The organism is Veillonella sp. T11011-6, from assembly GCF_002959755.1.
In the GTDB taxonomy this organism is placed as follows: domain Bacteria; phylum Bacillota; class Negativicutes; order Veillonellales; family Veillonellaceae; genus Veillonella.
Genome location: NZ_PPCW01000001.1, coordinates 387,444 through 410,992 on the forward strand (window position 1 = coordinate 387,444; position 23,549 = coordinate 410,992).

Below are 23,549 nucleotides of genomic sequence, written 5' to 3' on the forward strand. Positions count from 1 at the left end.
TACTACGTACTGTGAAAGCAGTCAAACTCTAGCGTTTTACTACTTGTATAGATTTAGTTAATTCGTTTTTAGTAGTTGTATTTTGAACAGATCCATGGCTCTTATACGATGCAATTTTATCCTTTGCCTCTTGTGCATCCCGTTCCTTTTGAGCCTTAGCCTCTTCTTCTAAACGTTTTTTCTCTGCCTTAGCTTCCTCAGCTTGACGTTTTTTCTCAGCTTTAGCTTGCTCCGCTTCTTCTTTAGCTTTGCGTTTAGCTAATTCTTTTTCTTCTTTAGCCTTACGTTTTGCTTCCGCTTTAGCAGCTTTGGCCTTTTCTTTTTCCTCTAAACGCAATTTATATTGTTCAAGCTTAGTTAAAGGCTTAGTTTCTTCTACTATAGGTTCAGGAACAACATCTGTAGGAGATTTAGGAATACCGCGGCCTAAGTCTTTGCCTTGAATCATAGCAATAGTAGATTCATCTTCAAAGCCTTTACGCCATGCAGCAAAACCACCAAGCTGTAACTCTTTTACAAGATCTAGCTTCAAACCTAAAGACGTATTATCTTCAAACCAAATACGATCGGAACCAGAGCCAGTTGGGATAGATAAATAATATAATTTTAATCTATCATCCCATGTCATTTTATCCTTGTAGTTTGCAAAGTAACTACCTATATTTTTCATAGCCAATGTTTCGCCTTTAGCATAGCCATTTGTATCATGCCATAAGCGCATATAGAATGGCACACCAAGTACTAGTTTTTGGGATGGCACTTCAGAAAGCATTTTTTCTGCATGATTGCGAACCCATGGATAACTTGCTACAGGACCTGCTGTAGTACTCTTAGCCCATGTTTCATCATAAGCCATGAGAACTACATAATCTACGGAATTAGCAAAGGCACTACGATTATATACTAAGGACCATTCAGGGCTATCGGAATAACCGGTTACATCAATGGATGTTTTAATATTGTATTGATGTAAATGATTTGATAGATATGCTACAAAGGCTGTTAAACGATCACGGTCGGCATAATCAATGTTTTCAAAGTCAAAGTTATAACCATCAAATCCATAAATATAAGCATATTGAACGAGGTTATGAGCATATTTCTTCCATACAGATTGGTCTGCTAGGATGCCGCTAGTAAAACCAGGGTCAAATCGATTCGTAATTAAAGGCCATACGTGGTAACCTTTACTCTTATAATCGTTAACATAATCAATACTTACATTAGGACTTGCTTCGAGGCCCAGGCTATGCAATTTAAACCAGCTTGGAGAAATGATATTATCGCCGCTAGCATTAAGTTTTGCTTGATATGGAGTTCCCTGTGTTGGCCATGGATCAAAAGCCCAAGACAATGGTGTTTGCATTGTATACGGAGCTTTTACCGTAGAAGCTTGTGGTGCAGGACCTAATGTTAATTGTCCATTCGTCTTTGTATAGCTCACGCCGAGCATAGCTGGATCAGACTCAATATCGACATAGGTCGTGCCATTTTTGCTAGTGGTTGGCAATTTTACAGGTTCTCCAACGGCAGCAGGGTCTAAAATAATAGTATTCCCTTGTAATACTGTTTGAGGTACATATACCGTATAGGATGTTTTATACTGATTAGCTTCGTAATGACGCGTAGTATTCGCCAAGAATTGATCGAGCGGCACTAATACTTCTGCTTGTACAGCTGTACTAGACAATGCAGACATCACCAAAGCTGTTAAAGATTTTAAAATAGTAGATTTACGAATCATGAACTCTCCTAACTCTAGTCCCCTAAAGGGGATATAATTTCAATCTCTATATTATACCATATTATATAGAATTCCTCTCAGTTGTTGCATGAAGGGTACATGTAATTTATAATTTATCTTATACAATACAAGTTATTATATAAGGAGTTTTATATGCATCAATATCTATTTTTTATAGGTGACTTCCCTATCAGGGCTTATGGTGCCATGTTAGCCTTAGCTATCATCTGTGGTGCCTCTGTTGCCTATGTTTTATTAAAAAAAGATGGTCGAGGATGGCATGAACATATTATCGACTTTTCCATTACGGTTGCCGTAGCTGGTCTCATCGGGGCCCGACTATGGGATGTATTCTTCTTTGATTGGCACTATTATGGCAATCATTTATTAGAAATTCCCTTTGTATGGCAAGGTGGTATGGCCATTCAAGGTGGCGTTGTATTAGGCACCATTGCAGGCTACTGGTACTTACGTAAAAACAATATCGACTTCTGGGCCTTTGCTGATTTATTTGCCCCTGCCTTAATTTTGGCTCAATCTGTAGGGCGTATGGCAAACCTCTTAAATGGCGATGCCTTTGGTCATCCTACGGGTGGTAACTTTGGTATTCTCTATCCTGAAAGCACGTTAGCACATCGCACTTACGGCAATCAACCATTATGGCCTGCCGAAATCTGGGAAGGTCAAATCGACATTCTTATTTTTGTGGCCCTTCTATTGTTTAGCTCCTTTAAACATGCTAAAGGTCAAGTATTCGTACTATATGCTATTCTCTACTCTACAGCTAGATTCTTCCTTGAATTCTTGCGCGGCGACTATGTAGACTTAACACTAGGCTTAAAATCTGCTCAAATGACTAGTCTTATTGTCATCATTGTAGGTATTTGCTTATTCATTTATTTAGGCTACTTAGAAAAGAAAAACCAACCTGTACTTGAAACTACAGAAACAGCGCCTAAAACAAAAAAACGTAAATAACTTCATATAATAAGCAACATATATTGAGAATAAAAAATCCTTCATTCATGGGCGTCCCATTGAATGAAGGATTTTTCTTTATAAGTCTTAAAAACTCATATAGTATGGAGCAATTTATTTTATATGTCCAAAATTTATAGTTTTTCTTTAGCCTTTAAAGCATCTAGCTCTTCTAATGCACGATTAGCAATGAGTGCATTTTTCTCTTTTTTCTTACGGATTTTTTGCGGCCATGGATCCATGATACCAAAGTTGACATTCATAGGTTGGAAGTTAGACCCTTCATAGTTAGAAATATAGTGACTAAGGGATCCAATAGCTGTAGTTTTAGGGAAGTCTATAAATGAACGTTCTCCTAAATAACGGTCCACTTGTAAACCAACCATAAGACCACTAGCAGCAGATTCTAAATAACCTTCTACGCCTGTCATTTGGCCCGCAAAGAATAAACGCGGTTCTTTTTTTAGTTGGAATGCATGGTTCAACAACTCAGGGGAATTGATATACGTATTACGATGCATAACGCCATAACGAACGAATTCTGCGTTTTCAAGGCCTGGGATCATACCAAATACACGTTTTTGTTCGCCCCACTTTAAGTGAGTTTGGAAGCCTACCAAATTAAACATAGTGCCTTCTTTATTTTCCTTACGCAATTGAACAACTGCATAAGACTCCTCATTGGTACGCTTATCCACCAAACCTACAGGTTTTAATGGTCCATAGCGCAATGTATCTTCACCACGGCTAGCCATAATTTCTACAGGCATACAACCTTCGAAATAGATTTCTTTTTCAAAATCCTTTGGTTGTACTGCTTCAGCCGTTGTAAGCTCATGCCAGAATGCTTTGTATTCTTCCTCTGTCATAGGACAGTTAAGATAATCTGCATCGCCCTTATCATAACGAGAAGCGGCAAATACTTTATCATAATTCAAAGATTCTGCCGTTACAATAGGTGCTGCTGCATCGTAGAAGTAAAAGCCTGTTTCACCAGTTAATTCTTTAATCTTATCCCCTAATGCTTCAGATGTAAGGGGACCAGAAGCGAAGATAACAGTACCTTCAGCAGGAATCTCGGTTACCTCTTCGTGATGCACTGTAATATTAGGGTGACCTTTTACCTTTTCAGTCACCATTTCACTAAATAGATGACGATCAACGGCTAATGCACCACCGGCAGGTACAGCAGTCGCATCAGCACATTCCATAATAATGGAGCCTAAACGACGCATCTCTTCTTTTAAAAGACCTACTGCATTTTCAATATTGCCAGCGCGTAAGGAGTTACTACATACAAGCTCTGCAAACTGATCTGTTTGATGCGCAGGGGAACTCTTAACGGGGCGCATTTCATATAAGTCTACATGAATACCACGGTTAGCGAGTTGCCAAGCCGCCTCAGAGCCAGCTAGACCTGCGCCAATAACAATAACATTTTTATTATTCAACTGTTGTTTCCTCTTTTTTAGCTTTGCTAGATTTTTTAGAATTCTTAGACTCTTTAGTTTCTTTAGATTCTTTTACAGTTTCTTCACTAGCTTCGCTCTTTTTCTTTCTAGTTTTCTTTGGAGGTCGAGTTGGACACGCTTCATTGGAACAGAATTTCTTAGTCGTCCCATTTTTATATGTCTTTTCAACCATAATAGAACCACAAGTATCACAGAACTCATGGGTTGGTTTATCCCATAATGTGAAATCACATTGTGGATAACGGTTACAACCATAGAACAAACGTCCTCGACGAGACTTACGTTCTACGATTTCCCCTTCTTTACATTTAGGGCAAGTTACACCTGTCCCTACCGTAATAGGTTTAGTATTTTTACATTCTGGGAAGTTAGAACATGCAAGGAACTTACCATAGCGACCAAATTTATATACCATTGGGCTATGACAGAGTTCGCACGTTTCATCACTTTCCATAGATGCAATTTCGATGCGATCCACATCGCTCGCATCTTCTAGCTCTTTAGCGAATACTTCATAGAAATCAGACAATACCTTTAGGTACGTATCCTTACCTGATGCAATAGCATCGAGTTCTTCTTCTAGATCACGAGTAAAACCTGTATTGATGATTTTTTCAAAGTACGCGATCAAGAAATCTACCACTACAAAGCCTAACTCTGTAGGAACGAATTGTTTATTCGTATTTTCTACATAGTTACGGCTTACGATTGTATCAAGAATTGGAGCATATGTACTTGGACGACCAATACCGAGCTCTTCCAATGTTTTGATGAGGCTCGCCTCAGAATAACGTGGAGGTGGTTGCGTGAAATGTTGTTCAGGCAATACCTCTACCGTATGAGCAGCATCATTCTTTTTAAGCGCTGGCAATTGAGGAACATCCTCTTTTTTAGCATCTTCATAAACAGCACTAAAACCTGGGAAGATTACACGAGAACCTGTCGCTTTAAATGTGTAGTCGTCATAAACAGTCAATTCAATGGTAGTGGATTCATTTTGTTGTGGTGCCATTTGGCTCGCCATAAAACGATTCCAAATCAACGTATATAATTTTAGCTCATCACGACTCAAGAATGGTTCTACCATTTTTGGTGTTAACTCTAATGATGTAGGACGAATCGCTTCATGGGCGTCTTGAGCGGAACCTTTTGCACCATACATGTTAGGTTTAGATGGATAATAATCTTCACCATAGTTACGAATAATATAGTCCTTAGCCATAGCTTGCATTTCTTTAGAAATACGCGTAGAGTCTGTACGCATATAAGTAATCAAACCTACATGACCATAGGAACCGATTTCTAAACCTTCATACAAATGTTGAGCAATCATCATGGTACGCTTTGCACCAAAGTTCAACTTACGAACACCATCCTGTTGCAACGTAGAGGTTGTAAATGGTGGTGCCGCTTTACGAGAGCGCTTACGTTTTTCTACATTCGTTACTACTGCATCGGCACCGCCTATGGCATCGACAACGGCTTGTGCATCTTTTTCAGTAGTAATATCGATTTTCTCGCCTTTAATATGAGTTAATTCTGCTGTGAAAGCCTCTTTTTTAGGCGTTTCAAAATTACCTTCAATAGTCCAGTACTCTTGTGGCACAAAGGCTTGTATTTCTCGTTCGCGTTCACAGATGAGACGAACAGCAACGGACTGTACACGACCTGCACTAAGGCCCTTACAAACCTTTTTCCATAATAGTGGACTCAATTTATAACCTACGATACGGTCTAACACACGGCGTGCTTGTTGAGCATCTACCATGTTCATATCGATGGTACGTGGAGATTCTAAAGCTTCCGCTACTGCATTTTTAGTAATCTCGTTGAATGTAATACGGCATGTGGACGTAGGATCTACGTTAAGAATGTACGCCAAATGCCATGAAATGGCTTCCCCTTCGCGGTCAGGGTCAGTTGCGAGCAATACGGCACTACTTTCATTGGCATAGGAAACGAGTTCATCAATAACCTTTTTACGACTTACTAGATTGCTATAGCGCGGTGTAAAGCCATGCTCTATATCGATACCCATCTGAGATTTAGGCAAATCTCGTAAGTGGCCCATACTTGCTTTTACCACATAGTTTGGACCTAAGAATTTTTCAATTGTTTTAGATTTAGCAGGAGATTCTACGATAACCAATACTTTGCCATCCGGATTATATACGCGAGGTTCTCGTTGTTCAGGTGGCACAGAGGTTTGTAACACAGACTTGTCCCGTACAATTCCCATAGGAGTAAGAGCCTCTTTGGCAACCTTACGTTTTATCGTAGTACTCTCTTTTGTAGTACTTTTCTTTTTTGTTTCTTTACTAGTACTAGCTGCTTTTGGCTCGCCAATAACGATAGATCGTTTAATGGACAAGTATATCACTCCTAGTCATATTAATATAGCCTCTCGGCGGTTGATGCTCTATAGCCCCTTCTAGCTCTAACTCTAGTAATAAGGGCTGCAATTGTTGCAATGGAATGTGAGTTACTTTCAAAATATCACTAACAGTAATACATCGATCATGAGGTATTTCACTCAAGATTAAACTCTTATCCAAACTAAAGCTTAACATAGACGGCCCATGACTATCAACACCCTTACATGTATTACTCGATAAATCCCCCTCTTTTACATGACTATGTTCCTCTTTCTTTGACGTTGAAAGTTTCTTTTTTGCCGGTGAAAGTTTCTCTTCTGTAGCAAAAAAATCTCGTAAAGTTAAATGATATTGTTCCACTATATCCTCATATCCAGTCAGTACATAAGCCCCATTGCGCATAAGAAACTTATTACCATCCGCTATATGGTCTAATAGGTTACATGGTACTACAAATACATCGCGCCCTTCACTGACCGCCATATCTGCAGTAATTAAAGAACCACTACTAGCCTTAGCCTCCACTACGATTACACCTCGACTAAGTCCACTAATAATACGATTTCGCGCAGGAAAATGTTTAGCTGATGGCGGTGTGCCTGGAGGATATTCGGATAGGAGTAAGCCATTACTTGCCAGTATCCGGTCAAATAATTTTGAATTTTCTCTAGGATATACAATGTCTAAACCACATCCCATAACAACAATGCCGTACCCCTGACTTGCTAGTAGTCCTTCATGACCATGTGAATCGATACCGCGAGCTCCGCCACTCACAATTATAGTACTGTATTTACCCAATTCTTTCCCTAACATTCTCGCCACATTCCGCCCATATAAGGAACATCGTCGAGCCCCTACAATAGCAATACGGTTCAATCTTTTATCTAATAAAGCTCGGTTGCCTCGCATAAATAATATGGCTGGTGGATTATAGATTTGGTTTAACATAGATGGAAAATCTTTATCTAGAAAGGTGGTAACATCCATCTGATATTCATCTAATTTTTGAATTATATAATCTAGTTTTTCATCCTTAGCCGATGCTGCAATAGCGCGTTTATCAGCTACAGAAATATATGTATACCCTTTTAAATTCTCTACATTTTTAACAGCTTTCCACGCTTCGTAAGGAGAACCAAAGTCTTCTATAAATCGTCTTACATACGTAGCTCCTACATTATATAGACTCTGTAGGCCTGCAATATAAATATTGTCGTCATATCTTGTCATATCATTACCTATTTACCAGTTCTAAATAACATTGCTTCGGAAATATGATGTGGTTCCACTTTTGGGTTTCCCTCAAGGTCTGCTATGGTACGACTGACCTTTAATATGCGATCAAAAGCACGTCCACTTAAATGGAAATGGTCAAATATATTACCGAGTACACTCCAAGCCTTATCGGTAATATGGCAAAGCTCACTTATGGCCTTATGCGGTACGGCACCATTAGAGCTAAAATCTAGGCCTTCATACCGTTTCTGTTGCATAGAGGTCGCCATAACAACTTGTTCTCTCATACTTTCACTAGTCATCGTTGACGACGAAGTATCTAATAATTGCTCTAATGTGGGCCTTTCAACAGGTATGTGCAAATCGATGCGATCCATAATAGGCCCAGATAATCGTTGCTGATAATTTTTAACCATTGTTTCCGTACATACACACTCTTTATAAGGATCATGATAATAGCCACAAGGACATGGATTAGCCGCTAAGATACAAATAAAATCGGCAGGATATATGTAATTACCTTGAGAACGATTGATGGTAATTGTCCGTGATTCTAAAGGTTGCCTAAGCGCATCGATAACTTGACGTTGAAATTCAGGGGCTTCATCCATAAATAGAACACCTCCGTGAGCAAGGGTTACCTCACCTGGTCGACCTTGAATACCGCCACCAACCATACTCGCTAAAGTCGCCGTGTGATGGGGATGTCTAAAAGGACGAGTTGTAACTAATCCTGTATCTCCTAATAATCCTATTACATCTTGTATACGACTCACTTCAATGATTTCATTCCATGTCATAGGTGGTAATATGGTCGGCAATCTCTCAGCCATCATCGTTTTACCACCACCTGGTGGACCTATCATAATACAATGATGATGACCTGCTGCACTGATGAGCATAGCCCTTTTTCCAAGCTCTTGCCCCTGTACATCACTAAAATCGACTGTATATATTTGATTGGAGCCTGTATCTACACAATTATGTTCATTCATATAATCTACAGGTTCATATGACTCTAACAATTCCACTGATTGATTATAATTTTGATTTCCCGAACTTGTAGATTGGCTAATAGTCCCTTTATTTCCTTTACCGATCTTTGATTTAGCTAGTTTCTCTAAAATAGAAATAATATGTAGTAATGAAGATTCCCCATAAATGGTAAGCTTTGGTATGGCCTTTAAGTTATGACCATTTTCAACACTTGTAAATATAGTAGAATAATTAGAATCTAAGCCTGCAAGAGACATAGCCAAGGTTCCAAATGTTGGTAATAGTGAACCATCTAAAGCTAGCTCTCCCATAAACAGACTGTTACTTAATAAAGCAGATATATTAGCTTTGCGCCCCTTTATCTGTCCCGATGCAAACAGAACCCCTAAAGCAATGGCTAAATCGAGTCCTGCACTACTTTTACGAATCGTAGCAGGTGCTAGATTCACCACAATGCGTCTCATAGGGAATTCATAGCCACTATTTTTGATGGCAGCCCGCACACGTTCACGAGCTTCCTTAACCGATTGATTAGGTAGCCCTACAATGTCAAAGACAGGTAAACCTTGAGATATATCAACTTCCACTGTAATAATGCATCCATCTATGCCATGTAAGGTAGCACCATATAGTTTTGCATACATAAGTAACCTCTCTAAAAACATTGCGGTAAATAATGAATGGAACTTTGAAAGTCTTCATGCAAGTACACTTCAATTACATCAAAGGATAATTCTTTCCACCGCCGTTTTTTTTGATGTAGATCATACAAAAATAACATAGCTGCCCGTTTAATATGCTTTTGTTTCTTCTTTGTCACCGCTTCACGAGCCAATCCATGCTGCATTCCACGACGAGCTTTAATTTCAATAAAATGATAGATTAAATCGCGTTTTGCAATAATATCAATTTCTCCTAACCGGGTTCTATAATTCGTATCTACTACTGTAAGGCCGATCTTTTCAATATATTTAATGGCCACCCGTTCGCCCCATTTTCCAAGCTCCTTTGAATCTAATTCATTAAATGCTTTACCTGTACTAATCGTTTTCATATATACCTCCTATGTCACATTGCTAGTTACAATGACTCACATGTTTAGCCAAATCATCTCTAAACATTCAACAGGTAATACTTACTTGTAGCGTAAAATATGGAGGCTCTGAAAGTAAATAGAAAAGAGGTTCCTAATAGTCACATCGGTGACCAATAGGAACCTCTTTACGGTTATAAACTATATACAATTTATATGATAAATTTACGTTAATATAATCAATCAGGTTTAACCCAACGGACGATAGATTTAATAGGCTCAAAACTCTTGCGATGTAGTGGTGTCACACCTTGTTGCTCCACAGCTTCTTTATGTAACTCCGTATAATAGCCTTTATGGATACCGAAGCCATAGCCTGGGTATTCTTCATCTAAACTCTTCATATATCGATCTCGCGTAACCTTAGCGATGATTGATGCAGCAGCAATATTAGCGCTTTTACTATCGCCTTTAATGATGGATTCAACAGGAATCGTTAAATCATGCAATTTCATAGCATCAGCCACTACTGCTTCAGCTGGTACGCTGAGCGTACGAATAGCCTCATACATCGCTTGTCGTGTTGCTTCATAGATATTGAGCTCATCAATCTTTTCTGGGCCGTAGGAAATGCAGCTCACAGCTATGGCTTCGTCCATGATAATATCGTAGAGGGCCTCACGCTTTTCTTCTGTTAGCTTTTTAGAGTCATTAAGGCCTGGAATTAAAGTCATAGGCGGCAAAATAACGGCAGCTACCGTCACAGGCCCCGCAATAGGACCACGACCTACCTCATCGACACCAGCCACATGATAGATACCTTGATCATAGAACATGCCTTCATAGTCATACATACCCATGAGACGTTGCTGCTCTTTTAACTCTTTTTCCTGACGTTTAATATAAGAAACAGCTAATTTTTGTACAGAGCTACGATTGTCCTCTTGAGCCAATGGCAAAATTTCTAAAGCTTGTTCAGTTTCAAAGAGAGCCTTAATGTCTGCAACCTTTAATTTAGAAAAAACATCCTTATCCATTTTATGTTTCCTCACCATCTTCAGGATAGTATGGTTCTTCATCCACTTTGTCGAGTGTAATGGTACCAAGTTTAGTATTACGATAATCTTGCAAGATGATGCGGCGTGCTTTATCAAAGTCTACTACACCACCACTTACGAGACAACCACGACGACGGCCAATACTTTCAAGAATCGTATCTACATCCGTCATCTCTTCTTCTTTTAATTTATATCGCTCCACCAAAATATTAGGTGTATTCGTTAATAAGTGATTAATTAATTGTTTAATGACATGTTCTAAATCATACACATCATCAGAAACAGCACCTGTCATAGCAAGGCGAGCTGCTGCGCGTTGATCTTCTAATTTAGGCCATAATACACCTGGTGTATCGAGCAATTCAAGGTTTTTACCAATTTTAACCCATTGTTGACCACGGGTATGACCAGCCTTATTAGCTGTACGTGTTGCTGCAGAACCAGCTAAGGAGTTAATCAACGTAGATTTACCCACGTTAGGAATACCTAAGATGATAGTACGTACAGAACGACTACGAATGCCTTTTGCGACCCAACGGTCAATAATAGGCTTGCTCAAACGCTCTACAGTAGATATCAATTTCTTATTACCCTTGCCAGACTTAGAATCGATAGCCAATACCGTGATGCCTTGTTTAGTAAAGAATTCAGTCCATTCCTTTGTGGCTTTAGGATCTGCTAAATCAACTTTATTTAACAATACGATATGAGGTTTCTGACCAACGAGTTCAGTGATTACAGGATTGGCACTAGAACGAGGAATACGCGCATCGAGTAACTCGATAACTACGTCTACCTTTTTGATATACTCCGTAATCATACGTGTGGCTTTCGCCATATGCCCAGGGAACCAATGTACGATAGGTGAATCTGCCATAGTATTTCCTTTCTACATCTAAATTTTAGCAAAAATAAAAGGCTGCCGACGGCAGCCTTTTATGAACATTAGCGTTTTTCGCGAATACGAGCAGCTTTACCAGTAAGGTTACGTAAGTAGTACAATTTAGCACGACGAACAACACCACGGCGCATAACTTCGATTTTAGCTAAGCGTGGGCTGTGAAGTGGGAATGTACGTTCTACACCTACACCGGATGCAATACGACGAACTGTGAAAGTTTCACGTACGCCACCGTTTTGACGTTTAATTACCAAACCTTCGAATACTTGGATACGTTCACGAGAACCTTCCACTACTTTTACGTGTACGCGAACTGTGTCACCAGCGCGGAAAGTAGGGATGTCTGTACGAAGTTGTTCTTGTTCAAGTACGTTAATAATGTTCATTGTTTCCTCCTGTTTGCAGACATTCAATACCTACACCTTATAGGCAGCGGACTGTCTCAAATTAACAGCAATATAGTATCATAAATCACGTACTGTTCGCAAGTATTTTCTATATAATTTTGAGAAACTAATTATTTACTTAAGATTGGGCGCTTTAACTTACCTAACAAGCGATATAAATCATCTTTTTCATCATCAGAAAAATCAGAAAATAATACATTAAGAAATTGGTCATACGAATGTAATAATGATTTACCTAATCGCTTGCCCTCTTCCGTGAGGCCTACTACAGAAATTCGTTTATCCATGAAATCAATATGCTTTGTTACATACCCTAATTCAATGAGTATATCGGTCTGCTCCGATACTGTAGCGGGACGCATATTAAGAGCATCTACTAATTGTTTTTGAGATGCTCCTTGAGATCGCATATATAATTCTATAATTATTTTATCACGAGACTTTTCTTTACCGTTTGGCACCTTACATAAGGCTTTATATAATTCATCATGATTCATGACAGTTATCTCCTCATACAACTTTGTATATTATAAGATATTCGCCATAGTCTCAAAAATTCCTGCATAAAATATGTATATTCTTCGTAAAAGCAAAAAGAGGTACCAAATGGTACCTCTTCTTTCATATATTTCTGTAAGAGTTTAATGTATCTAATACAAAATATATTATTTTAATGCGCTAATATCGCCGATAATAGCCATTACGTTGTACGCCAAGCGAACAAGTTGTAGACGGTTAGCTTTAATAGCTTCGTCTTTATCCATAACCATTACATCTTCAAAGAATTTGTTGATGGCTGGAACTAAAGTAGCTGGAACAGCTACAACTGCAGCATAATCATTAGCTTCCCATGCAGCAAGACTTGCTTCAGATGCTTTAGAAGCAGCTTCGAACAATGCTTTTTCAGCATCTTCTTTCAACAAGTCGCTATTAACACCTGTATATTCCACATCTTTTACAAGATTGTACATACGAGTATAAGCTTGAACAAGCTCAACATTTTCATCAATGCGGTTTGCTAACAATGCATTTACAAGACCTTCAGCATCAGCAACGGACAATTCATTATTAGACAACAACAAATCGATTACATGATGAGGAACTTCGCGATCAAGGAAGATATTTTTCAAACGAAGTGTGAAGAACTCTTCTACTTGGCCAAGCAATTCGTCTTGTTTTTCAGCTGGTACATTAAGCAATTCCATAGATGCTTTGAAAATTGGACGCAAGCTGATGTTCCATTCGCTACCAAGCAAGATATTCAAGATACCAATTGTTTGACGACGCAATGCATATGGATCTTGAGAACCTGTAGGGATTAAACCACGACTGAAAGTAGCAACGATGTTATCTACTTTATCGATGATGGACAACACTTTACCTGCTTCAGTTTGAGGCAATACATCGCCTGCAAAACGTGGTAAATATTGTTCGAAAATAGCTTCTGCTACCTCTTCGGACTCACCATCAAGTAAAGCGTACTCTTTACCCATTACACCTTGTAATTCAGTGAACTCTGTAACCATACCTGTTGTAAGGTCAGTTTTAGCAAGTTCTGTAGCGCGTTCTAATACAACAGCTGCATCTTCGTGCAAGCCACATTCTTCACCGAATACACGACCTAATTTAAGCAAACGTTCAGTTTTATCTGCTAAGTTACCAAGACCTTCTTGGAATACGATTTTAGTCAAACCATCTTGACGGTCGATAAGAGGTTTCTTGCGGTCTTCATTGAAGAAGAATTTAGCATCATCAAGACGAGCGCGCAATACACGTTCATTACCAGCTTGAACTACTTCGATAGAATGATCGGAGCCATTACGAACTGTTAAGAACATTGGCAACAATTTGCCGTCTTGGTCAACCAATGGGAAGTAACGTTGATGGTCTTTCATTGGTGTAATGATAGCTGCATCTGGAAGTGCCAAGTAGGACTCTTCAAAGCCACCACATAATGCTGTAGGCCATTCAACAAGATAGTTAATTTCTTCTAATAAATCATCATCCCAAACGATGGATGCATTTTTAGAAGCTGCAATATCATGTAATTGTTTGGAGATCAATTCACGACGTGCGTTTTGATCAACCATAACAAAGTTTTCTTTTAATGTGTCTACATAGGATGCTGCATTTTTAATAGTGATTTCATCAGCACCTAAGAAGCGATGACCACGTGTTACATTACCGGATTTAACAGTAGCAAATTCTACAGGAATTACCTCTTCATCAAGTAATGCTACAAGCCAACGTACAGGACGTACGAATTTAGCATCTAAATTGCCCCAATGCATGGATTTAGGGAAGTTAAGACCTGTAATCAATTGTGGCAACATGTCAGTTACAATATCTTTTGCAGGTACGCCTGCTGTTTTAGTTTCAGCATAGATATAGCCGTCTTCTACAACGAGATCAGCTACATCAAGACCTTTACCACGAGCAAAACCGATAGCTGCTTTTGTTGCATTACCGTCAGCATCATATGCGATAGATGCAGAAGGACCTTTATGACGTTCGCTGATTTCAGCAGATGTGTCAGCAAGACCTTTCACGATAAGAGCCAAACGACGTGGTGTGCCGTATGTTGCGATGCTTTCAAAAGGAAGATGGGCATCATTTAATTTTGTTTCAGCCAATTGTTTCAATTGACCTAAGATATTTGGCATAAAGCCGGCAGGAATTTCTTCTGCACCGATTTCAAATAATAAATCCTTTGCCATCTTATTTATCTCCTTTCAAAAGTGGGAATCCTAATTCTTCGCGTTTAGCAAGGTATTGTTGTGCACAAATACGAGCTAATGCACGTACGCGGCCGATGAAAGCAGTACGTTCGCTGATAGAAATAGCACCACGGGAATCAAGCAAGTTGAATGTGTGGGAACATTTCAATACATAGTCGTAAGCTGGTAATACATAACCGGCTGCACAAACGCGTTTTGCTTCTGCTTCGTACATATCAAACAATTTGAAAAGCATATCTGTATCTGCTAATTCAAAGTTATATACGGATTGTTCAACTTCGTTAGCATGCCAAACATCACCGTATGTAACATTTTCATTCCATTTAAGGTCATATACGTTTTCTACGCCTTGAATGTACATAGCCAAACGTTCTAAACCGTATGTAATTTCTACGGAAACTGGTTTACAGTCGATGGAACCAACTTGTTGGAAATATGTGAATTGAGTTACTTCCATACCATCGAGCCATACTTCCCAGCCAAGGCCCCAAGCACCCAATGTTGGAGATTCCCAGTTATCCTCTACGAAACGGATATCGTGATCTTCAGCATGAATACCAAGAGTTGCCAAGGATTGTAAGTACAATTCTTGAATATTATCTGGAGATGGTTTCACGATAACTTGGAATTGATGATGTTGGAACAAACGGTTAGGGTTATCACCATAACGACCGTCTGCTGGACGACGAGAAGGTTCTACATAACATACAGCCCATGGTTCAGGACCAATAGCATGCAAAAATGTAGCAGGGTTCATTGTACCTGCACCCTTTTCGATGTCATATGGATTTTGAACGATACAACCTTGATCGCTCCAGAATTTTTGTAGATTTAAAATAATCTCTTGAAATGTCATTGCTGCCTCCACTTTACACAACCGACATAAAATCAACCATTTCGTTACAAACAAAAAAGTCCCTGTAACGAAAAAACGTTACAGGGACGAGTATACCCGCGGTTCCACCCTATTTGGCTTGCGCCCTCTTTTTTCTATGTTGACCTTTACTAACAGATGCCTGCGTTCCTGCCAATGCTCTACAGCGCCTTCAACCAAATGTGAGCTTACACCATCCTCACTCGCTAGAGAGGTTTACTACTCTGCTTCATCGCATATATTATACACAATATTGTAGCAATACAAAGAGAGAGATGTCAATATTAAGCTTAATTTAACTATATATTACTTTTAATACTCTATATATAGATAAAACAAGAGTGAATATAAATATCCAAATGGAGATATTATTTATATACATCCAACTAAGAATACTGACCGATCCTATAATGGAAATACATAAATTTACCCAGCCAAACATACTCTTTTGTTTAATCGGTATTCCAACAAGTTTATTATGAAATCCTAAAATAAAATATAAATATACTTTTAATCTCGATTTATATTTACTCATGCTTTTTCTATAAATACGACTAACAATACGTCTTCCTCGAATTAAAGGCCATAATAATATTGTCCCCATTACTAATATTGGAATAATAAATATATAGTCTATATTTGGGGCAGTTGCTTCAATAGCATTGACTGTTATTGTAATTGATAAAAGAATTGTACCAATTATTCTAAATCTTATTAAATTTAATAATTTTATAATTTTACTTTTCATTTATTAGCTCCGATATCACTAATAATTATAATTATTTGATTTTATCTGATTTATTTTTTTATTTGAATTATATTCATACAATGTTACTTCACTATTATCAGTCTCTATACTACCTTTTTCTTATCAGAAATCGTATCTAGTTTATTTAGACTATACTCCGTATCACGTGAAATTTTATCAATATCAATATTCGAAGTCTGTGTTTTTATTGTACCATTAGCAATATCAGACTTCGTAGTACTTTTGAAAGATTTATTTGAATCTAGTAATAATTTAGGCAGATAACTCAATAGCTTTCTTTTTAAATTTATAACTATATCTCATGAAAGTACCCCCTTTACTGATTATCCAGTAAAGGGGGTACATATCAAAGAGAGGCTCTTCATGTTTTAATTCGTATTACACCATAAAGAGATAACCATGTCGTTGATTATGGTATACATCCTAATGAAAGAATATTAGTCTACAAAGGGCTATTAGATCATGCAAAACAAAAAGGTCTAGAGAACATTCTCCTTTTTGTCGGTAATGAATTTAAAAGATTGCAACAAGCTTGTTAGGAAATATATCCAAGAGCACGGTTCCAACAATGTTGGCTACATATTGTCAATTGAATTATTAGATACTTTTATATATTCATTTACTACTGAGTATAATACTAAATTCTTTGGTAAAATATATCATGGATTTGATGTAACATTTAGCCAGTCACAAAATAGGTTTGGTAATTGAGAATAAAAAGACGTTTACACAAAATTATTGACACTATCTAGAAATATTACAATCCACTGAATATCATCTATTTCATTAGGAGTTTATAGAAACTAATAATCTATATGTCGCTATAACTACAATAACTAACTTTAAAACAAATGGCATCTCACTTTGTATTGTCCAGCCTACAAAAACTATATAACTAATAATTATAATCGCCCATTTAAATTTACTTTTATGTGTGACATTAATTCCAAGTAATTTACCATGCAGGCCAAAAAAAATATAAAGAAATACTTTTGTTTTTGAACCGCATATATTTAACGCTCGCCTATATATAAATCGATATAGTTTTCTTCTTCTATATATAGGTCCCAACATAACGCAGGAATATAAAAAAGCAGGAAATATTCCTTCTAAAACAGAAAATGAGAACTCATAATTTTTATCTTGTAAGCCTCCAATAAAAAAACCAAGCAATAAAATTAACGAAGATATCCAACGAAACCGCTGATCATTTAAAAAATCTAATAATTTATTTTTGACAGTCAATTCTCATACCTCTTACTTTTTTGTTTTATTTTTATCATCATGATTTAAATTTTTATCTATTTCTAATAATTTAGTATTGATACCATTACTTTCAATATCAACACCGACTGATCCACTCAATCCCAGCTTTGGTCTTTGCAAACTTGAATTAGCACCTAGCTTACCATCAGAATATTGGATTCCACCTTCCACTCCAGCACCAGCACCATGACCAATACGCCCATCAAGATTTACTTTAAAACGATCAATATCAAAAGATTTTTTCAAATCTAATTCAACTACATTAGCACGTCCAAAAGATTTTCAATTCATCTTTAATAGGTGGTTTATTTTATTCACGCTTATTAATGTGATCTAAGAGTAAAATATAAATTTATATATTTGATCAAAATTATGTGACACATTATTAGCACGCAAGGTAATATCACATACCAAATATATTACTTAAAAGTACTTTATAAATAAGAAAAACGATAAGAGTAATAATACGGATATAAAAATCAAAAGATCCAGAGTGCGTATTAAGCGCCAACACCTTTTTTCATAATCAGTTAATGTCCCTGCTTTATTTTTACGCCATAAAACATAAGTACCTGCAACACTTATACTAAACGTAAAAATAGCATTAAATATCTCAATAAATTTAGGTAAACCATAATATGATTCTATTAAAATACTTATTAAGAAATAGTTGCCAATTACTGTTAAAAGTGTAACCTTCCAAGTCCCCCAAGACTTAATCATAAAATAATTAAAACCTAAAAGGAAAAATATATTAACTATTGGTTTTTCCACATATTTTCTCCCTAAATAAATATTCCATCCATAAAAAGACAAATTGTATTAACATTATTAATGCGAATGTAATATAATCCATAAGATTAATACAATTCCAATTATGTATTTACAGCTTTCAATTACATAGAAAATAAGATAGCCATTAAAAATAACAATATAGTAAAGAGAGAAAATAGGTAATAAATCCATTTATTATCACTATTTTTAAAAATTAGTGAAAACAGGTATGTACTAAAAGATAGCAATAAAAACTCAATTAGGTATTTAAACTCCTTATTTATAGTATCGAGGAACTTTAAATCCGTAAAAAATACAAGCAAAAATATGCCAAAACTAATCAATCTATATTTTTCATTTATGTCCTCGTTAGATCTTCGGATATATTGAATTACACTATAGGCAAATGCTAAAAACAAGGATATAGTAGCAAAATAATATATTAATTTCATTGATTCTATTACTCCTCATTTTTACTTCTTCATCTACCGGAATATTTTTACAAGGATTATATACTTAATTTTTCTCTACTTTATCAAAAAATTAAAAAATATAAGAATCCCAAGATTAGAATAGGCAAGTTAGCTAATATAAAAGTTTTAATTAGATCTTTTTTTTGTTCCTTATTATCTGCATATCTATATTTATATATAATAACCCCAATAACTAATAGATAAAAAAGTAGTCCAACTACAAGTGAAATATTATAATACACTTCAAAAGTAATATATTTATAATCATATAATTGTTTCAAAACCAAAACTGTTATTATGAAAACTAATATAGAAACAAAACCTTTTACCTGATTATAATTCCTCTCTTTATAAAAGAATCTAATACGATATAACAAATATATGAGCCCTAAAATTGTTACTATCTCGAACATAATTTATTCTCCAAATTGATTTAAAAATATACTTACCATAAATTAGTATGATCTAGTAACCCAAGTATCACGGTCATATCTTGGTTTGGAGTCCTTATTAGTTATCTCAGATATAATCTTTCTTTCAGCTTCTGTAAATTGATCAATACTCTCTAAAATTATTAACTTTTCACCATAAGCTCTTTGTAGAGATTCTAAATTTGCATCTTGAGGTGATACAAATGTAGTACTAAACCCATCATAGTTTGGAATAATACGTACTGTTCCATAGGGTAATACGTTAACAACAACTATACCGAAATCACCACTAGAGTATATATTAGGAAAATCTGTAGCAAAACCAGTCATATTTTTGTTTAGCCCTATTTGTTTTTCTCCATCTCAAGAGATGTTATAAAGATTTTATATGAATTAATTCTAAGGCCAAGAAAAAGTAAAATAATCAACACTAATCCTAAAAAAGATATAAAGGTTATTTTTAAGATCTTTCTAGAGAGCATAATAACTCCTTAATTCATTAGATGTAAATACGAAAGGTATATTAGTAACTTTATTATTGTAAGGTTTTCATAATTTAAATTAACACTATTTATATGCCTAAAATTGCTTTCAATATACCAAAGAAAATTAACCAACTAACGAATCCCGCACCATAAAAATCATAGTGAATTTCAGCACCGATCATATAATCATAAGCTATGCCATATATAATTGAAGTCAATGAAAATAATGCAAATGCATAGAAAAATAATTTTTTTATAGTAGTCATTTTAATTTTACCTAACAAACAAAATGCAAATTTAAAAATACTATCTTGACGCCATACAGTGTTATATCAGAATATAGTAAATTAACATACATAAATACATTTTCTCTAATTATTGATTTTTATACTTGATGTAAAGCTAATAAATCAACATCGTTATAAACTAATGTCAATAAATTATAGTTTTGATCTATTGAAAATGTTCCTTTAAGGCCGCCTGCATCAACAAATGAGTAAGTACTATCATCAATTTTATAGAATTTACTTTCTAAGGGTACCAAATATTTATCTAATGCTAATCCGACCTTCTCTGCTTCTTCTTCAGAACAACCTAAAACATCTCGTACACGTTTAAAGTATGGCTTGTGAACATTTTCTATTCTGTCTTCTATTATTTTATTAGTTTTTTTATATGTCTTAAATCTATAGATTAGATATAAGATAGCTAGTAGTAAAGCAAGATTCTCGTTCATAAGCTCCTCTAAAAAAAACTAATATATACATTAGTATATAAAAAATAGACTTAAACAAATCATTATAGTTATATAAATAAATTGTAAACCACCTACCAAAGATAATCAATGTATCTTCGATAGGTGGTTTATTTTATTCACCCTTAGCAATACGGTCTAAGAGTTCAATATAGCTTTGTTTATTTAATGCTGGTGTAAAGTTGTTTAACACATCTTTAGCACCTGCGGCGTCATCGTATAGTAAATCTACGATTGTCATAGCTAATGCTTGTGCTGTTTTGATGTATGCTACATCAGGTACAGAAATTTCATATTCTGCGCTGTGCAGCACACCATTGATACAGCCGACCCAAGGATGGATAACAGGCATCAAGTGAGATACGTCGCCCATATCTGTACTTGCTGTCATGTGATCGCCTTGGAATACATTTTCTTCACCAAATAATGGATTAGAGTTTTGGCGTAACATTTCGTTCATACGAGCATCGTTTCTCATCGGTAAGTAACCTGGCAAATCGTTAATAACGCAAGTGGCCCCTACTGCGTCGCCACCAGCCTTTAACGCGCGGTTTACACGATGGTTGCCATTTACGATGGCCTCAATATTAGAGGCACGAACGTAACTTTCAACTTGAACATAGTCAGGTACACAGTTAACCAATGTACCGCCTTGGTTGATGATCGGATGGAATCTGAAATAGTCGCTTTCTTTGAAAGTTTCACGAATAGAGTTCACCCCCATAACGCCCATCAAGGCAGCATTAAGAGCATTAATCCCTTCGTGAGGTGCCGCTGCTGCATGTGCTACTTTACCATGGTATTCGATTAATTTAGCAACAAAACCATTAGATGAACTACCTAGGCCCATTTCCCCTGCCGGTGTTTTAGCCGTTTCCACGTGCATTTGCATAGCCATGTCGATATCGTCAAATGCACCTTCGTAAATAAGCTGTTGTTTACCGCCCATGTATTTAATCTTGCCTTGTTCACGCAATTTATTGCGGTAATCAACTTCGATCATTTCTTCGGCTGGAACAGCAAATAAAACTACATCGCCAGCGAGTTCATTCATAACAGATTGCAAGCCCATAGCTACGGCAAACATATTGGTAATTTGAATATTGTGACCACAGCAATGTGCTGCACCCGTTAAATCATCAGCACGAGGATGGCGCGGACAAAGAATGGCATCTAGTTCACCGATCATAGCAACTGTATATTTGCTATCACGGCCTTTCATACGACCTTTTACACCAGTAAGAGCGTGTTCAGTAGTATAGGGAATGCCGAGCTCATCAAACATATCTCGTACTTTCTTAGAGGTCTTTACCTCTTTGTAACCGAGTTCAGGCTCAGCCATAATGGACTCAGCTATTTCACGTAACCGTGGTTGTGCCGCTACAATGGCTTCACAAACACGTTGTTTTACTTCTTCCTTTGTCATACGGCTAATCAGCTCCTAAATTAAACCTTCTAAATGAAGTACGAATTGTGCTAATGCTGTTGCACAGATGAAAGTACCTGCTGTTACTGCTAATGCAACTGGAATAATACGCCAAGACAAGCGACGGAAAGCACCGAGGTCTTTACCTAAGGATAGACCTGCATAAGCAAGTACAGGTGTTGTCGTAGCAAGGAATGTTACTTGGCTAGTTTTAGCGATGATCCATTCTTGACCAGGCATACCAGGTAAGGACGCAAGAACGCCAACTAGAGACACCCAGAATACCATAGGGAATTTATTCGCATATGGCAAATAAGAAATCATTGCACCAATAGTAGCAAGACCTGCTAATACGGCAACGCCGATTAAGCTATCCCCAAATAGGTGTTTACCGTCCATTACGTTACCTACTGCAGTAATGATAGCAGCAATACAGATAACGATAACAAATTGTGTAATTTTTTCGCTTTTACTCATGACGTGCTGCCTCCTCTGCTAAATCTTGTTCACGTGTACGACCAGTAAAGAAGTTGTAAGATTTTTCCATTACTGGTAAGGAAATAAATAGACCAAAGTATACGCCTAATACTGTAGTCAACAAGTTTGCTGCCCCAGCGAGAGCCATAATTTGTTGTTCAAACTCAGGGTATACTGCAACGATAGGCGCGGTAGCAGCGGCCATCATACTAGCACTACCTACGCCAGCGCCCATGGCAAGTGCTAAAGGATGGAACCAACCAGATTGGGCTAACATACCTGCTAATACGGAGGACCACATAGCACCGATTAGAACGCCACAGATGTACATGCCCATAACGCCACGGCCCTCTGGAGAGCTAAAGCCGAATTTATCGATGATGATCGCTACGTTTGGCTCACGGTCTACAGAGTAACAAGCACCTACTGCTTCACGGCGCATGCCAACTAACAAAGCTACTGGTAAACCGAAGATGATAGTACCGAAGAAGTGACCAAGTTCTTGTAATAATAATGCCCAACCAGCACTTGTTAGAATACCGAGATTTGGACCGATACCAAGACCTACTTTTACCATCAAGATCATAACGGCAATACCGATATAATCAGCAGATTTTTCCATTTGTTCAATTGTAAGAATCTTGAACTTAGGAATAGAAATTAATAAACCTAGAATCAATGTGTACAATAATGGTAATAGTACAACAGGACCTAGTTTCTTGATGCCCACATATTCAGCGGCTACGGTTAATACGAGCGCTAAAAAGTGGATTTTGAGATTACCCAAAAGCTGCATAATGACCTCCCATAAAATATATAGTATAAATATTATTTCATTATAAATAATATTTATTTATATAGTCAACTACGAATGTACAT

At 36.9% G+C, this 23,549-nt stretch carries 23 protein-coding genes; 1 reads left to right on the forward strand and 22 read right to left on the reverse strand.

All coding sequences use genetic code 11. The features are described 5' to 3' along the window. Positions 1-28: 28 nt before the first annotated feature. Entirely contained in the window at positions 29-1,744 is a 1,716-nt protein-coding gene (locus VRHSUH10_RS01810; RefSeq protein ID WP_105089220.1) for a glycosyl hydrolase family 18 protein, read from the reverse strand. A 153-nt stretch (positions 1,745-1,897) separates the two neighbouring features. On the opposite strand from VRHSUH10_RS01810, the gene lgt reads away from it, so the two are divergent. Next, the gene (lgt, locus tag VRHSUH10_RS01815; RefSeq protein WP_105089221.1) at positions 1,898-2,722 is read left to right on the forward strand and encodes a prolipoprotein diacylglyceryl transferase; all 825 of its coding nucleotides are present in this window, start codon (positions 1,898-1,900) and stop codon (positions 2,720-2,722) included. 134 nt (positions 2,723-2,856) lie between these two features. On the opposite strand, the gene trmFO is transcribed toward lgt, so the two are convergent. The 21 genes from trmFO to VRHSUH10_RS01935 form a co-directional block, all read right to left on the reverse strand. Then, complete coding sequence (gene trmFO / locus VRHSUH10_RS01820) at positions 2,857-4,173, reverse strand: methylenetetrahydrofolate--tRNA-(uracil(54)-C(5))-methyltransferase (FADH(2)-oxidizing) TrmFO (RefSeq protein WP_105089222.1); 1,317 nt, start codon at positions 4,171-4,173, stop codon at positions 2,857-2,859. Further along, entirely contained in the window at positions 4,166-6,565 is a 2,400-nt protein-coding gene (gene topA / locus VRHSUH10_RS01825; RefSeq protein ID WP_105089223.1) for a type I DNA topoisomerase, read from the reverse strand. Before topA ends, trmFO begins: the two co-directional genes overlap by 8 nt. After that, the gene (gene dprA, locus VRHSUH10_RS01830) at positions 6,555-7,802 is read right to left on the reverse strand and encodes a DNA-processing protein DprA (RefSeq protein WP_105089224.1); all 1,248 of its coding nucleotides are present in this window, start codon (positions 7,800-7,802) and stop codon (positions 6,555-6,557) included. Before dprA ends, topA begins: the two co-directional genes overlap by 11 nt. A gap of 8 nt (positions 7,803-7,810) precedes the next feature. Next, on the reverse strand, positions 7,811-9,448 hold the full coding sequence (locus tag VRHSUH10_RS01835; RefSeq protein WP_105089225.1) for a YifB family Mg chelatase-like AAA ATPase: 1,638 nt from the start codon (positions 9,446-9,448) through the stop codon (positions 7,811-7,813). A gap of 11 nt (positions 9,449-9,459) precedes the next feature. Further along, entirely contained in the window at positions 9,460-9,858 is a 399-nt protein-coding gene (locus tag VRHSUH10_RS01840; RefSeq protein WP_105089226.1) for a YraN family protein, read from the reverse strand. A gap of 218 nt (positions 9,859-10,076) precedes the next feature. Then, positions 10,077-10,874 (reverse strand): ribonuclease HII, encoded by a 798-nt coding sequence (locus tag VRHSUH10_RS01845; protein WP_105089227.1) that lies wholly within the window; start codon positions 10,872-10,874, stop codon positions 10,077-10,079. A gap of 1 nt (position 10,875) precedes the next feature. Further along, a complete protein-coding gene (gene ylqF, locus VRHSUH10_RS01850; RefSeq protein WP_105089228.1) occupies positions 10,876-11,772 on the reverse strand; it encodes a ribosome biogenesis GTPase YlqF in 897 nt (298 codons plus the stop codon). Between the two features lie 68 nt (positions 11,773-11,840). Next, positions 11,841-12,182, reverse strand: a complete 342-nt coding sequence (gene rplS / locus VRHSUH10_RS01855; RefSeq protein WP_005377523.1) for a 50S ribosomal protein L19 — start codon at positions 12,180-12,182, stop codon at positions 11,841-11,843. A gap of 131 nt (positions 12,183-12,313) precedes the next feature. Continuing rightward, positions 12,314-12,700 carry a MarR family winged helix-turn-helix transcriptional regulator gene (locus VRHSUH10_RS01860; RefSeq protein ID WP_105089229.1) on the reverse strand — a complete coding sequence of 129 codons (387 nt, stop codon included), beginning with the start codon at positions 12,698-12,700 and terminating at the stop codon, positions 12,314-12,316. 168 nt (positions 12,701-12,868) lie between these two features. Beyond that, the gene (glyS, locus tag VRHSUH10_RS01865; RefSeq protein WP_105089230.1) at positions 12,869-14,920 is read right to left on the reverse strand and encodes a glycine--tRNA ligase subunit beta; all 2,052 of its coding nucleotides are present in this window, start codon (positions 14,918-14,920) and stop codon (positions 12,869-12,871) included. Between the two features lies 1 nt (position 14,921). Further along, a complete protein-coding gene (gene glyQ / locus VRHSUH10_RS01870; RefSeq protein ID WP_060919832.1) occupies positions 14,922-15,797 on the reverse strand; it encodes a glycine--tRNA ligase subunit alpha in 876 nt (291 codons plus the stop codon). A 313-nt stretch (positions 15,798-16,110) separates the two neighbouring features. Then, positions 16,111-16,563: a hypothetical protein gene (locus VRHSUH10_RS01875; RefSeq protein WP_105089231.1), complete on the reverse strand. Its 453-nt coding sequence runs from the start codon at positions 16,561-16,563 to the stop codon at positions 16,111-16,113. A gap of 807 nt (positions 16,564-17,370) precedes the next feature. Further along, on the reverse strand, positions 17,371-17,829 hold the full coding sequence (locus VRHSUH10_RS01885; RefSeq protein WP_105089232.1) for a hypothetical protein: 459 nt from the start codon (positions 17,827-17,829) through the stop codon (positions 17,371-17,373). 12 nt (positions 17,830-17,841) lie between these two features. Then, positions 17,842-18,096 (reverse strand): hypothetical protein, encoded by a 255-nt coding sequence (locus VRHSUH10_RS01890; RefSeq protein WP_105089233.1) that lies wholly within the window; start codon positions 18,094-18,096, stop codon positions 17,842-17,844. Between the two features lie 177 nt (positions 18,097-18,273). Continuing rightward, complete coding sequence (locus VRHSUH10_RS01895) at positions 18,274-18,624, reverse strand: hypothetical protein (RefSeq protein WP_233187057.1); 351 nt, start codon at positions 18,622-18,624, stop codon at positions 18,274-18,276. Between the two features lie 928 nt (positions 18,625-19,552). Further along, complete coding sequence (locus tag VRHSUH10_RS01910; RefSeq protein WP_105089236.1) at positions 19,553-19,858, reverse strand: hypothetical protein; 306 nt, start codon at positions 19,856-19,858, stop codon at positions 19,553-19,555. Between the two features lie 241 nt (positions 19,859-20,099). Continuing rightward, on the reverse strand, positions 20,100-20,297 hold the full coding sequence (locus VRHSUH10_RS01915; RefSeq protein WP_233187058.1) for a hypothetical protein: 198 nt from the start codon (positions 20,295-20,297) through the stop codon (positions 20,100-20,102). Between the two features lie 101 nt (positions 20,298-20,398). Next, positions 20,399-20,749 carry a hypothetical protein gene (locus VRHSUH10_RS01920; protein WP_105089238.1) on the reverse strand — a complete coding sequence of 117 codons (351 nt, stop codon included), beginning with the start codon at positions 20,747-20,749 and terminating at the stop codon, positions 20,399-20,401. 133 nt (positions 20,750-20,882) lie between these two features. Then, entirely contained in the window at positions 20,883-22,202 is a 1,320-nt protein-coding gene (locus VRHSUH10_RS01925; RefSeq protein ID WP_105089239.1) for an amidohydrolase, read from the reverse strand. A gap of 6 nt (positions 22,203-22,208) precedes the next feature. Beyond that, positions 22,209-22,670, reverse strand: coding sequence for a hypothetical protein (locus VRHSUH10_RS01930; protein WP_105089240.1), 462 nt, complete (start codon positions 22,668-22,670; stop codon positions 22,209-22,211). Next, on the reverse strand, positions 22,663-23,466 hold the full coding sequence (locus tag VRHSUH10_RS01935; RefSeq protein ID WP_009351322.1) for a DUF3100 domain-containing protein: 804 nt from the start codon (positions 23,464-23,466) through the stop codon (positions 22,663-22,665). Before VRHSUH10_RS01935 ends, VRHSUH10_RS01930 begins: the two co-directional genes overlap by 8 nt. Positions 23,467-23,549: the final 83 nt, after the last annotated feature.

Bases quoted from the DNA above. Each gene is read 5' to 3' on its own strand.
- VRHSUH10_RS01920 (WP_105089238.1), bottom strand. From the start codon at position 20,749: ATGAACGAGAATCTTGCTTTACTACTAGCTATCTTATATCTAATCTAT.
- glyQ (WP_060919832.1), bottom strand. From the start codon at position 15,797: ATGACATTTCAAGAGATTATTTTAAATCTACAAAAATTCTGGAGCGAT.
- VRHSUH10_RS01860 (WP_105089229.1), bottom strand. From the start codon at position 12,700: ATGAATCATGATGAATTATATAAAGCCTTATGTAAGGTGCCAAACGGT.
- VRHSUH10_RS01810 (WP_105089220.1), bottom strand. From the start codon at position 1,744: ATGATTCGTAAATCTACTATTTTAAAATCTTTAACAGCTTTGGTGATG.
- VRHSUH10_RS01875 (WP_105089231.1), bottom strand. From the start codon at position 16,563: ATGAAAAGTAAAATTATAAAATTATTAAATTTAATAAGATTTAGAATA.
- rplS (WP_005377523.1), bottom strand. From the start codon at position 12,182: ATGAACATTATTAACGTACTTGAACAAGAACAACTTCGTACAGACATC.
- ylqF (WP_105089228.1), bottom strand. From the start codon at position 11,772: ATGGCAGATTCACCTATCGTACATTGGTTCCCTGGGCATATGGCGAAA.
- glyS (WP_105089230.1), bottom strand. From the start codon at position 14,920: ATGGCAAAGGATTTATTATTTGAAATCGGTGCAGAAGAAATTCCTGCC.
- VRHSUH10_RS01840 (WP_105089226.1), bottom strand. From the start codon at position 9,858: ATGAAAACGATTAGTACAGGTAAAGCATTTAATGAATTAGATTCAAAG.
- VRHSUH10_RS01835 (WP_105089225.1), bottom strand. From the start codon at position 9,448: ATGTATGCAAAACTATATGGTGCTACCTTACATGGCATAGATGGATGC.
- VRHSUH10_RS01845 (WP_105089227.1), bottom strand. From the start codon at position 10,874: ATGGATAAGGATGTTTTTTCTAAATTAAAGGTTGCAGACATTAAGGCT.
- lgt (WP_105089221.1), top strand. From the start codon at position 1,898: ATGCATCAATATCTATTTTTTATAGGTGACTTCCCTATCAGGGCTTAT.
- VRHSUH10_RS01910 (WP_105089236.1), bottom strand. From the start codon at position 19,858: ATGACTGGTTTTGCTACAGATTTTCCTAATATATACTCTAGTGGTGAT.
- dprA (WP_105089224.1), bottom strand. From the start codon at position 7,802: ATGACAAGATATGACGACAATATTTATATTGCAGGCCTACAGAGTCTA.
- VRHSUH10_RS01935 (WP_009351322.1), bottom strand. From the start codon at position 23,466: ATGCAGCTTTTGGGTAATCTCAAAATCCACTTTTTAGCGCTCGTATTA.
- VRHSUH10_RS01930 (WP_105089240.1), bottom strand. From the start codon at position 22,670: ATGAGTAAAAGCGAAAAAATTACACAATTTGTTATCGTTATCTGTATT.